Origin of the sequence: Saccharibacillus kuerlensis DSM 22868 (genome assembly GCF_000378145.1) — a bacterium.
GTDB lineage: Bacteria > Bacillota > Bacilli > Paenibacillales > Paenibacillaceae > Saccharibacillus > Saccharibacillus kuerlensis.
Genome location: NZ_KB899300.1, coordinates 27,471 through 39,548 on the forward strand (window position 1 = coordinate 27,471; position 12,078 = coordinate 39,548).

A 12,078-nucleotide genomic window follows, 5' to 3' on the forward strand; every position below is an offset into this window, starting at 1 on the left:
AGAATTTCGGGGCTTCAGAGGAAGATCGCTCTCCCTCTCCACCCCAATTCTTTGAAAACTGCAGCGGCCTTATTCGGTCGTTACAGGTTCCATGGATTCTTCTCCGCTTTCCATGCCTTCCGGATCTTCAAAACGAATATTGCGATAACGACTCATACCGGTACCGGCAGGAATCAGCTTACCGATCAAGACGTTTTCTTTCAGGCCAAGCAGTTGGTCGACTTTACCTTTGATCGCTGCGTCGGTAAGGACGCGAGTCGTTTCCTGGAACGATGCGGCCGACAGGAAGGAGTCAGTCTCCAGGGATGCTTTCGTAATACCGAGCAGAACCGGTTTGGCTACAGCAGGGTCTTTGCCCTTCAGCATCGCTTCCTTGTTGGCTTTTTCGTACTCATGAAGATCGACGAACGATCCCGGCAGCAGTGTCGTTTCGCCAGCGTCTACAATGCGGATCTTGCGCAGCATTTGACGAATCATGACTTCGACGTGCTTGTCGTTGATTTCTACGCCCTGGTTCCGATATACGCGCTGAACTTCCTGAAGGATATAGTTCTGCACGCCGCGGATACCTTTAATGCGCAGCATTTCTTTTGGATCGATCGAACCATCTGTCAGCTCGTCTCCAGCTTCTACAGTCACACCTTCGCGTACACGCAGACGGGAACCGTAAGTGACCAGATACGTTTTGCTTTCGGCTTCGCCTTGAATTTCAATCTCGCGACGGTCTTTCGCTTCGCGGATCTCTTTCACGACGCCGTCGATTTCGCTGATCGTGGCTTGACCTTTAGGGTTACGAGCCTCGAACAACTCTTGGATACGCGGCAGACCCTGCGTGATGTCATCGCCGGCAACGCCGCCGGTGTGGAACGTACGCATAGTAAGCTGTGTTCCTGGTTCGCCGATCGATTGAGCGGCGATGATACCAACCGCTTCGCCGATCTCGACGTGTTTACCTGTAGCCAGGTTTCGTCCATAGCACTTTTTGCACACACCATGACGGGCGCGGCAGCTGAGTACGGAACGAATTTGCAGTTTCTCAACGCCGGCTTTGATGATTTCTTCCGCTTTGTCAGAAGTGATCAGCTCATTGCGAGTGGCGATGATTTCTTTGGTTTCCGGATGGCGAACAGTCTCGAAGCAGTAACGGCCTTCAATACGGTCGTACAGATCTTCGATCACTTCTTTGCCGTCTTGGATACGACTTACCATAAAGCCTTTGTCGGTTCCGCAGTCGTCTTCGCGCACGATCACGTCTTGAGCCACGTCAACCAGACGACGGGTCAAGTAACCCGAGTCGGCCGTACGCAGGGCGGTATCGGCAAGACCTTTACGCGCTCCGTGTGTGGACAGGAAGTACTCGAGGACCGTCAGGCCTTCGCGGAAGTTCGACTTGATTGGGAGTTCGATGATCCGACCGGATGGGTTGGCCATCAGACCACGCATACCGCCCAGCTGGGTGATCTGCGATTTGTTACCACGGGCTTTGGAGTCGACCATGAGCATGATGGAGTTGTAACGGTCCATGGATTTCATCAGAATGTCACTAATTTGATCCTTGGCGTGCGACCAAATTTCGATTACACGGTCATACCGTTCTTCGTTGGTGATCAGACCACGACGGTATTGGTTTGTAATAACCGCAACCTTCTTGTCCGATTCCTCCATCAGATCTTTCTTCTCAGGCGGTACGACAACATCAGACACGGCTACCGTTACACCCGAACGAGTCGAGTACGTAAAGCCAAGCTGTTTGATTTCATCGAGGATCATCGAAGTTTGAGTCGTCTGGTAAACCTCGAAGCAGCGTCCGATGATTTCGCCCAGATACTCTTTACCGATGCCCTTCGTTTGCGGAGCATTGATGATACGATCGGTAACATTTTCACCTTTTTCATAGATGAAGAAGTCTTCCGCCACGCCGTCAAACAAGTTCGCACGAGTCGCGTCATTGATATACGGGAAGCTTGCCGGGAAAATCTCGTTAAAGATAATCCGACCGACTGTCGTAATCAACATAGCGTCCTGCTGTTTTTCGGTGAAGCTTGTTTTATTGAGAGCTTTAACCGGAATCGCCACGCGAGCGTGGAGGTCGGCTGTGCCGCGCTGATAAGCGGACACCGCTTCATTGACGTTGCGTAAGATCATACCTGCGCCCTTGGCTTGATTGTTGTCCATCGTCAGATAGTAGATTCCGAGAACCATATCCTGCGAAGGAGTAACAACAGGCTTGCCGTCTTTCGGGTTCAGGATGTTACCGGATGCCAGCATCAGGATACGGGCTTCCGCCTGCGCTTCCGCAGAAAGCGGAACGTGCACGGCCATCTGGTCACCGTCGAAGTCGGCGTTGTAAGCCGTACATACGAGTGGATGCAGACGAATCGCTTTACCTTCAACCAAGATCGGTTCGAACGCTTGAATACCGAGACGGTGAAGCGTAGGGGCACGGTTCAACAGAACCGGATGCTCCTTAATTACTTCTTCGAGAACATCCCAGACTTCGGCGCTTACGCGTTCAACTTTGCGTTTCGCACTCTTGATATTATGAGCCAGTCCTTTGTTGACGAGTTCTTTCATTACGAAAGGCTTGAACAGTTCCAACGCCATTTCCTTCGGAAGACCGCATTGGTACATCTTCAGGTTCGGACCTACGACGATAACGGAACGACCGGAATAATCGACACGTTTACCGAGAAGGTTCTGACGGAAACGTCCCTGTTTACCTTTAAGCATGTGGCTGAGGGATTTGAGTGGACGGTTACCTGGACCTGTGACAGGACGACCACGACGGCCGTTGTCGATCAAGGCATCTACCGCTTCCTGCAGCATACGCTTCTCGTTCTGAACAATGATATCCGGAGCACCAAGATCAAGCAGTCTTTTCAGACGGTTGTTCCGGTTGATTACGCGGCGATACAGATCATTCAAGTCGGACGTTGCAAAACGGCCGCCATCCAGCTGTACCATCGGACGCAGTTCCGGTGGAATAACCGGCAGTACATCGAGGATCATCCAGTCCGGATTGTTACCCGAACTCTTGAACGCTTCGATAACTTCCAGACGTTTGATCGCCCGGCTTCTGCGCTGTCCCTGCGTTGTACGCAGTTCTTCTTTGAGGAACTCAAGTTCCTTGTCGATATCCATATCCTGAAGGAGCTTCTTCACTGCTTCGGCACCCATGCCCGCATGGAATCCGTAGCCATACTTTTCGCGGTAGCTGCGGTATTCTTTTTCGGACAGAAGCTGCTTTCTTTCCAGTGGCGTTTCGCCCGGATCGGTTACAACGTAAGAAGCGAAGTAAATGACTTCTTCGAGCGAGCGCGGCGACATGTCCAGCGCCAGACCCATACGACTCGGGATTCCTTTGAAGTACCAGATGTGGGAAACCGGAGCGGCGAGCTCGATATGGCCCATCCGCTCGCGGCGTACTTTTGCACGGGTAACTTCAACGCCGCAGCGATCGCAGACGACGCCTTTATAACGAACCCGTTTGTACTTTCCGCAGTGGCATTCCCAGTCTTTGGTCGGTCCGAAGATCTTTTCGCAGAAAAGACCTTCTTTCTCCGGTTTGAGCGTACGATAGTTGATCGTTTCCGGCTTTTTCACCTCGCCCCGGGACCAAGAACGAATCTTGTCCGGCGAAGCGAGCCCGATCTTGATAAACTCGAAGTTGTTTACATCCAACAAGGAGCAACCCTCCCTATATGCGGTTCCTGATTTTTAAAACTTATTGTTCCGCGCCGACTTCCGAACCTTCCAAATTGAGGCCCAGTTTGTCGCCGCCGGTCGGTTCTTCCTCGTCGTCCAATTCTTTCATTTCGATCTCCTGCTCGTCTTCGCCAAGGATTTTAACGTCCATGCCCAAACTCTGCAGTTCCTTGATCAAAACTTTGAACGCTTCCGGTACACCAGGTTCCGGAACGTTCTCGCCCTTAACGATGGACTCGTACGTTTTCACGCGGCCAACCACGTCATCGGACTTGACAGTTAGAATTTCCTGCAGCGTGTATGCCGCGCCGTAGGCTTCCAGTGCCCATACTTCCATTTCCCCGAAACGCTGTCCACCGAACTGAGCTTTACCACCCAGAGGCTGCTGTGTAACGAGCGAGTAAGGACCCGTGGAACGGGCGTGGATCTTATCGTCAACCATGTGCGCCAGTTTGATCATATGCATGACGCCGACCGTAACTTCACGCTCGAAGCGTTCGCCGGTACGTCCGTCGTACAAGATCGTTTTACCGTTGCGCTGCATGCCGGCTTCTTCCATCGTATCGAATACATCGTACTCGTTCGCTCCGTCGAATACCGGAGTGGCTACGTGGATACCCAGACGCTGTGCCGCCATGCCCAGGTGGACTTCCAGTATTTGTCCGATGTTCATACGCGAAGGTACGCCCAGTGGGTTCAGTACGATCTGAACCGGCGTGCCGTCCGGCAGGAACGGCATATCTTCCTCAGGCATGATGCGCGATACGACACCCTTGTTACCGTGACGTCCGGCCATCTTGTCGCCCTGGGAGATCTTCCGTTTCTGTGCGATATACACACGAACAAGCTGGTTAACGCCCGGAGGCAGTTCGTCGCCGTTTTCGCGGGTGAAGACTTTGACGTCCACAACGATTCCGTCGGTACCGTGAGGTACACGCAAGGAAGTATCGCGAACTTCGCGGGCCTTCTCGCCGAAGATTGCATGCAGCAGACGCTCTTCCGCCGTCAGTTCCGTTACGCCCTTAGGCGTGACTTTACCGACAAGGATATCGCCAGCAGCAATTTCCGCACCAATGCGGATAATGCCGCGATCGTCGAGGTTCTTCAGCGCTTCTTCGCCGACATTCGGGATATCGCGCGTGATTTCTTCCGGTCCGAGCTTCGTATCGCGTGCATCGGATTCGTATTCCTCGATGTGAATCGAAGTGTATACATCTTCCTTAACAAGCTTTTCGCTCAGCAGAATAGCATCCTCGTAGTTGTAACCTTCCCAAGTCATGAAGGCTACGACAACGTTGCGGCCCAGAGCCAATTCGCCCATTTCGGTCGAAGGACCGTCCGCCAGAATATCACCTTTTTTCACGACGTCGCCTGCGCGAACGATCGGGCGCTGGTTGATGCACGTCCCTTGGTTCGAACGCATGAATTTGTGTAATTTATAAGTGACCAAGTCGCCTTTGACTTCTTGCCCATCGACCATCTCGACGCGGCGCAGCGTAATTTCACTTGCAGTCGAGCGTTCGATGTAACCGTCATGCTTGGCGACGATACATACACCGGAGTCTTTAGCCGCCTTGTGTTCCATACCGGTACCTACAAGAGGTGCCTTAGGAATCAACAAAGGAACGGCCTGACGCTGCATGTTTGATCCCATCAGTGCGCGGTTGGAGTCATCGTTCTCAAGGAACGGAATGAGCGCCGTCGCGACGGATACGACCTGTTTTGGCGAAACGTCCATGTAATCGACGCGAGTACTCGGCATCGGGAGGATGTTGTCGGCCTGTTTGTTGTAACGAACGATAACCATCTCGTCGGCGAAAGAGTCATCTTCGGTCAGCTGGGCATTAGCCTGAGCCACCACATAGTTATCTTCTTCGTCGGCTGTCAGATAGTCGATATGTTCCGTTACCTTGTTGGTCTTCGGATCGACTCTGCGGTAAGGCGCTTCGATGAAGCCGTACTCGTTAATCCGCGCGAACGTGGACAGCGAGTTGATCAGACCGATGTTCGGTCCTTCCGGCGTCTCGATCGGACACATCCGGCCATAGTGACTGGCGTGAACGTCTCGAACTTCGAAGCCCGCACGTTCGCGGGTTAGACCGCCGGGTCCGAGTGCGGACAGACGACGTTTGTGCGTCAACTCTGCAAGCGGGTTCGTCTGGTCCATGAACTGGGAGAGCTGCGAACTACCGAAGAACTCCTTGATCGATGCGATAACCGGACGTATGTTGATCAGAGCCTGAGGCGTGATCACGTTAGCGTCCTGAATCGACATCCGTTCGCGTACAACACGTTCCATCCGGGACAAACCGATACGGAACTGGTTCTGAAGCAGTTCGCCTACGGAACGCAGACGACGGTTGCCCAAGTGGTCGATATCGTCGGTATCGCCGATACCGTGCAGCAGGTCGATAAAGTAACTGATCGAAGCTACGATGTCAGCAGGCGTAATATTTTTGACCGACTTGTCGATCAGGCCGTTTGCAATAACTTTGACGACTTTACCGTCTTCAATCGGCGAAAATACATCGATCGACTGCATCGGAATGTCGTTGGCATCAAGAACGCCGCCTGCAACGTGATACGTCTTCACGCTGTGCTCGCTTTCCAGATAAGGCAGAATTTCGTCAAGAAGACGACGATCTACCATCTGGCCCGCTTCAGCGATGATTTCACCTGTTACAGTGTCGACCAGAGTTTCAGCCAACCGCTGGTTGAAGAGACGGTTTTTGATATGAAGCTTTTTGTTGATTTTATAACGACCTACATTGGCGAGATCGTATCTCTTTGGATCGAAGAAGCGTGCAATCAGAAGGCTTCTCGCATTATCCAATGTTGGTGGTTCACCCGGACGCAGACGTTCGTAGATCTCGATCAGTGCTTTTTCCGTCGAGTCTGTGTTGTCCTTGTCGAGCGTGTTGCGGATATACTCGTCATTGCCGAGCAGATCCAGAATTTCGGCATCGCTGCCGAAACCGAGCGCACGAAGCAGCACCGTAACCGGGATCTTTCTTGTACGGTCAATTCGGACGTAGATAATGTCCTTGGCGTCCGTTTCGAGCTCAAGCCATGCGCCGCGGTTCGGGATGACAGTCGCGCTGTATGTTTTCTTTCCGTTTTTGTCCACTTTATTATTGAAGTAGACGCTTGGAGAGCGAACCAACTGACTGACAATAACCCGTTCCGCACCGTTTATGATAAACGTACCGGTTTCGGTCATCAGCGGGAAGTCGCCCATAAATACTTCCTGCTCTTTGACTTCGCCCGTTTCTTTGTTGATCAGGCGGACTTTCACGCGCAGCGGCGCCGCGTATGTTACGTCACGCTCTTTGGCATCGTCTGTCGTGTATTTCGGTTCCCCAAGGCTGTAATCGATAAATTCCAGAATCAGATTCCCGGTAAAGTCCTGGATCGGCGAAATATCATGAAACATCTCGCGAAGACCTTGCTCTAGAAACCAGTCGTACGATTTCTGTTGAATCTCGATCAGATTCGGAACTTCGAGCACCTCATGAATTCGCGAATAACTCCGCCGAGTGCGTCGACCATATTGAACAAGATGTCCCGTCAACTATACTCACCCCTCAATGTCTACTCAACTTTAGGCACTTTTTGGATGAAAAATGCCGAGTTTAAAAATTCCATTGCGACCCTTACTTTGAATCACGTATAATGTAATCAAAACGGGCGCGACCCTTACATGCAGAAAAGCCCTTATCGAGTATGATTCGAAAAAAGAGCGTCGCATGGCCGGATCATTAATGAATCAAAGCATAAATGAAAAACGTCGCTGCATACCTTTCACGGTGCCGTCAAAAATGCCCGCACATCCACCTTCACACATCAAAACATTAAGCCCCAAACAAAACCGCGCTTCCTTTGCTGTTTTGCGGAGCCTCTTGACATTTTAATATGCTAAAGCCACGTAGGGCATTCTATACTGACATTTTACAACTATAACATGATCTTTATGGCCGGTCAATCCCTTTTCCGAATTTTATCGAAAAAGATAATTTGCTCCGTCTTACTTCAGGTCTTTTCAATAAGCCGTATCCCGAGAAATGTTATTCCCCTTTTACTGCTTTATAGATCCGATACCCTTTGTCTTTCGTTACTTCTTCTACATATTGAAACAGCATCTCCAGCTTGGCTTTTGCCGACGGCGCTCCCTGCTTTTTCTGTATCACGATCCACAACGCTCCGCCAGGATTCAAACATTCGCTTGCCTGTTCGAACAAACGATGTACCGTTTCTTTGCCTGCCCGAATCGGAGGATTGGTGATAATGACATCAAAGCGTTCTCCGGCTACCGCCTGAAGCAGATCGCTCTGCGCAGCCTTAACGTTCGAAATGCCATTGGCCGCCGCATTTTCGCGTGCCAATTCCACCGCACGCTCGTTAACATCCAGCATAGTGATACTTGAAGCGCCCATAATTCCAGCAGCAATACCGATTGGTCCGTAGCCGCATCCGACATCCAATACAGAAGCCCCTTCGGGAATATCCAGCGCATCAATCAGCACTCGGCTTCCGTAGTCAAGACCACCTTTGGAAAAGACACCTGCATCCGTAACCAAATGAACTTTTTTGCCGCGTAGATCGGCTTCGATCGTCTTACGATCGTGAGCCGCAGAGGGACGGTTGGAATAATAATGATCCGACATCCGATTCAACCCCTTTATCGGTGATCGAAGGCTCAAAGCCTACTCCAAAACAAAACGAAATAAAAACGACTTGTTTCGAAATTGGCATCAAATACGAGAACAGACCCCCGAAGCAGGATAACTTCGAGGGTCTGCCCTGTGTAACGCTTATTTAAAAAGCAATTACTTCACTTCTACGGAAGCGCCTGCTTCTTCGAGCTTTGCTTTTACAGCTTCTGCATCTTCTTTAGAAGTTTTTTCTTTGATTGGTTTTGGAGCGTTGTCTACTACTTCTTTTGCTTCTTTCAGGCCAAGACCTGTGATTTCGCGAACTGCTTTGATAACGTTGATCTTCGAAGCGCCAGCGCTTGTCAGGATAACGTCGAATTCAGTTTGCTCAGCTTCAGCTGCTGCTGCGCCGCCGCCTACCATTGCCATAGGAGCTGCTGCAGTTACGCCGAATTCTTCTTCGATTGCTTTAACCAGGTCGTTCAGTTCCAGTACAGTCATGCCTTTGATGGCTTCAAGGATTTGCTCGTTGCTCATGATTGAACCTCCATTTGGGTATGTGGGATCAGCCGATTAAGGCTGTCAGTTTTGTGAAACGGGATGAAACATGCCCAATCTGTTTATTCAGCAGATCAGGGCTTCCGAATATTCGGACGAAGTCCAAATACTCGGTCCCTCAAATCGCTTCAGCACGCATCCGCGATTCTCGGTACTTCTTAAGCGCTTTGCTGCTCGTCTTTTTCCGCAACGGCTTTGACTGCCAGCGCGAAGTTGCGCATAGGAGCCTGAAGCACGCTGAGGAGCATGGACAGCAAACCTTCGCGGGAAGGCAGGGAAGCCAGTGCTTTCAGTTCGTCGGCACTTACTACACGTCCTTCTACCACGCCGCCTTTAAGTTCCAGAGCGTCGTTCGCTTTCGCGAAGTCGTTCAGGATTTTAGCAGGCGTTACAACGTCTTCCGTACCGAACGCGATTGCCGTCGGTCCTGTGAGAACCGCGTCAAGATCGCTCAGTTCGGCAGCTGCAGTCGCACGGCGAACCAGCGAGTTTTTCAGAACCTGGAACTCGATGCCCGCTTCACGCAGCTGTTTACGCAGCTCGGTAACTTGAGCAACGTTCAGACCACGGTAATCGACAACCACGGTTGTCACGCTTTCGCGCAATTTACCAGCGATTACGTCTACCGCTTCTTGTTTGGATTGAATCACTTTTGCGTTAGCCAAATCGTACACCTCCTGTTGAATTCGAGTGAAACGCGGAACCGCCTTACAGACGGCCCATTCGTTCCCCACTGTTGCTGCATTTTCAACGTAAGTTAAAAATGCACCGTAGGCAATAAGAAAAGCCTCCGCAGAAGACGAAGGCTTGACGAATCAGCAAAGCTGAAATTCTATCACGACACCTCGGTAGGAAATTAAGCCCAAGAGCACCTACTGTCTACGGTAAGCATATTCAAATTTAGCAATCGTTCCGAAGAACTGATTGAAACAACTTCTACAGATTATCAGAAACGTTGACGTTAGTCAACATTTTTTTATTTGTACGAAGTTGTGTTAACGCGAACGCTCGGTCCCATCGTTGCGGACACTGCTACGCCCTTCAGGTAAACGCCTTTGGCAGCAGCTGGTTTCGCACGGTTCAGTGCGTCCATCAGTGCTTTCAGGTTTTCGTTCAACTGATCCTCACTGAACGACGCTTTGCCGATCGGTGCATGGATTTGGCCTGCTTTGTCCAGACGGTATTCGATTTTACCGGCTTTGATTTCTTGAACAGCCTTGGTAACGTCGAAAGTAACTGTACCTGCTTTAGGGTTAGGCATGAGGCCTTTACCACCCAGCAGACGACCCAGTTTACCGACTTCGCTCATCATGTCAGGCGTTGCTACGCAGACGTCGAACTCGAACCAACCTTGTTGGATCTTGTTGATCATATCCTGATCGCCTACGAAGTCAGCTCCGGCAGCTTCCGCTTCCTTTGCTTTATCGCCTTTTGCAAATACCAATACGCGCTGCGTTTTACCCGTGCCGTGTGGCAGGACAACGACGCCGCGAACGGCTTGGTCTTGTTTACGTGGGTCTACACCCAAACGTACTGCCGCTTCGACTGTTTCGTCGAATTTAGCTGTAGCTGTCTTTTTAACGATGCTTACAGCTTCGGCTGGTTCGTAAACTGCTTCAACGTCAATCAGTTTGGCAGCTTCGAGGTACTTCTTACCGTGTTTAGCCATTGTGTATTCCTCCTTTGTGGTGTTAGCGGGTAACCCTCCCACGTATGCCGCACTGCCTTGAGGCTCGGCTTTGGACGATACTCAAGAATTAGTCTTGGATCGTGATACCCATGCTGCGTGCTGTACCTTCAACCATACGCATTGCGGACTCAACGCTCGCAGCGTTCAGGTCAGGCATTTTTTGCTCGGCGATTTGGCGAACAGTATCGCGGTTAACCGTAGCAACTTTCTTTTTGTTCGGTTCGCCCGAACCCTTCTCGATCTTCGCAGCGACGCGCAGCAGAACTGCAGCCGGTGGAGTTTTCGTGATGAAAGTGAACGAACGGTCTTCAAATACGGAGATCTCGACCGGAATGATCAGACCTGCCTGGTCGGCTGTGCGAGCATTGAATTCTTTACAGAATGCCATGATGTTCACACCTGCTTGACCCAATGCTGGACCTACTGGAGGCGCTGGGTTAGCTTTGCCTGCAGGAATTTGAAGTTTCACCATTTTAATGACTTTCTTTGCCATCTGAGAAACACCTCCTTGCGTTAATTAAATCTTCTCGACTTGCGTGTAATCCAATTCAAGCGGCGTTTCGCGCCCGAACATGTTGACATGAACCTTCAGCTTGCTTTTCTCGAGCAGAATTTCTTCCACTGTTCCGACAAAGTTTGCAAAAGGTCCCACTTTGATGCGCACGGATTCCTTTAGATCGAATTCGATCTTCGGTTTCGGTTCGGACATGCCCATGTGCTTCAGAATTTGTTCTACTTCTTCCGGAAGCAGGGCTGTCGGCTTGGAACCGGAACCCGTTGAACCTACAAAACCTGTGACTCCAGGCGTGTTGCGTACAACGTACCAAGAATCATCGGTCTGGACCATTTCCACCAAGACATAACCCGGATAGACCTTACGCATGACGGTTTTTTTCTTACCGTCTTTGTCGACCACTTCTTCTTCCATAGGAACAAGAACCCGGAAAATCTTGTCTTCCATGCCCATCGATTCTACGCGTTTTTCCAAATTGGCTTTGACTTTGTTCTCATACCCGGAATAGGTATGAACGACGTACCATCTTTTTTCCATATCAAGCCACCTACAGGCCTTTCCTTAAATTATCGCTTCAATCGCATAGGAGAGTCCGATGTCGATTACCCAAAAGAATACAGCCATCACAACAATCGTACCAAGCACGACCAGCGTGTAATTGGTTAGTTCTTTGCGATTGGGCCAGCGAACCTTTTTAAGTTCAGCCCAGCTTTCAGAGAAAAAGGAAAACATAGACTTGAAGCTCTTTTTCACGCCCATGACACCTCCAACAGACTATCTAGTCTCACGATGAGGAGTTTGCGAGTTACAATACTTGCAATACTTCTTCATCTCCATGCGGTCAGGGTGATTACGTTTGTTTTTCATCGTTGTATAATTGCGCTGCTTGCATTCTGTGCATGCCAACGTGATAATAACCCGCATAGATGTACACCTCCCGAAGATATCCTTCAATCAAG

Annotated in this window: 10 protein-coding genes and 1 other annotated feature; all 10 genes read right to left on the reverse strand. The window is 50.5% G+C overall.

Annotation, left to right across the window (positions count from 1 at the left end; genetic code table 11):
* Positions 1-69 precede the first annotated feature (69 nt).
* Positions 70-3,684, reverse strand: a complete 3,615-nt coding sequence (rpoC, locus tag F456_RS0117625; RefSeq protein ID WP_018978375.1) for a DNA-directed RNA polymerase subunit beta' — start codon at positions 3,682-3,684, stop codon at positions 70-72.
* A 40-nt stretch (positions 3,685-3,724) separates the two neighbouring features.
* Positions 3,725-7,276, reverse strand: coding sequence for a DNA-directed RNA polymerase subunit beta (rpoB, locus tag F456_RS0117630; protein ID WP_018978376.1), 3,552 nt, complete (start codon positions 7,274-7,276; stop codon positions 3,725-3,727).
* Positions 7,277-7,769: 493 nt separating this feature from the next.
* Positions 7,770-8,369 (reverse strand): class I SAM-dependent methyltransferase, encoded by a 600-nt coding sequence (locus F456_RS0117635; RefSeq protein ID WP_018978377.1) that lies wholly within the window; start codon positions 8,367-8,369, stop codon positions 7,770-7,772.
* A gap of 162 nt (positions 8,370-8,531) precedes the next feature.
* A complete protein-coding gene (gene rplL, locus F456_RS0117640) occupies positions 8,532-8,894 on the reverse strand; it encodes a 50S ribosomal protein L7/L12 (protein ID WP_018978378.1) in 363 nt (120 codons plus the stop codon).
* A gap of 179 nt (positions 8,895-9,073) precedes the next feature.
* A complete protein-coding gene (rplJ, locus tag F456_RS0117645) occupies positions 9,074-9,580 on the reverse strand; it encodes a 50S ribosomal protein L10 (RefSeq protein ID WP_018978379.1) in 507 nt (168 codons plus the stop codon).
* Positions 9,581-9,686: 106 nt separating this feature from the next.
* Positions 9,687-9,818: a sequence feature (ribosomal protein L10 leader region), on the reverse strand.
* A 73-nt stretch (positions 9,819-9,891) separates the two neighbouring features.
* Positions 9,892-10,584, reverse strand: coding sequence for a 50S ribosomal protein L1 (rplA, locus tag F456_RS0117650; protein ID WP_018978380.1), 693 nt, complete (start codon positions 10,582-10,584; stop codon positions 9,892-9,894).
* An 88-nt stretch (positions 10,585-10,672) separates the two neighbouring features.
* Entirely contained in the window at positions 10,673-11,098 is a 426-nt protein-coding gene (gene rplK / locus F456_RS0117655) for a 50S ribosomal protein L11 (protein ID WP_018978381.1), read from the reverse strand.
* A gap of 24 nt (positions 11,099-11,122) precedes the next feature.
* Positions 11,123-11,656, reverse strand: coding sequence for a transcription termination/antitermination protein NusG (gene nusG, locus F456_RS0117660; protein ID WP_018978382.1), 534 nt, complete (start codon positions 11,654-11,656; stop codon positions 11,123-11,125).
* 24 nt (positions 11,657-11,680) lie between these two features.
* The gene (gene secE / locus F456_RS0117665; protein ID WP_026293958.1) at positions 11,681-11,872 is read right to left on the reverse strand and encodes a preprotein translocase subunit SecE; all 192 of its coding nucleotides are present in this window, start codon (positions 11,870-11,872) and stop codon (positions 11,681-11,683) included.
* 21 nt (positions 11,873-11,893) lie between these two features.
* Positions 11,894-12,043 (reverse strand): 50S ribosomal protein L33, encoded by a 150-nt coding sequence (rpmG, locus tag F456_RS24090; RefSeq protein ID WP_083923737.1) that lies wholly within the window; start codon positions 12,041-12,043, stop codon positions 11,894-11,896.
* Positions 12,044-12,078: the final 35 nt, after the last annotated feature.

Excerpts from the sequence above, each read along its gene's own strand:
- rplL (WP_018978378.1), bottom strand. The coding sequence starts at position 8,894 with ATGAGCAACGAGCAAATCCTTGAAGCCATCAAAGGCATGACTGTACTG.
- rplK (WP_018978381.1), bottom strand. The coding sequence starts at position 11,098 with ATGGCAAAGAAAGTCATTAAAATGGTGAAACTTCAAATTCCTGCAGGC.
- F456_RS0117635 (WP_018978377.1), bottom strand. The coding sequence starts at position 8,369 with ATGTCGGATCATTATTATTCCAACCGTCCCTCTGCGGCTCACGATCGT.
- rpmG (WP_083923737.1), bottom strand. The coding sequence starts at position 12,043 with ATGCGGGTTATTATCACGTTGGCATGCACAGAATGCAAGCAGCGCAAT.
- nusG (WP_018978382.1), bottom strand. The coding sequence starts at position 11,656 with ATGGAAAAAAGATGGTACGTCGTTCATACCTATTCCGGGTATGAGAAC.
- rplA (WP_018978380.1), bottom strand. The coding sequence starts at position 10,584 with ATGGCTAAACACGGTAAGAAGTACCTCGAAGCTGCCAAACTGATTGAC.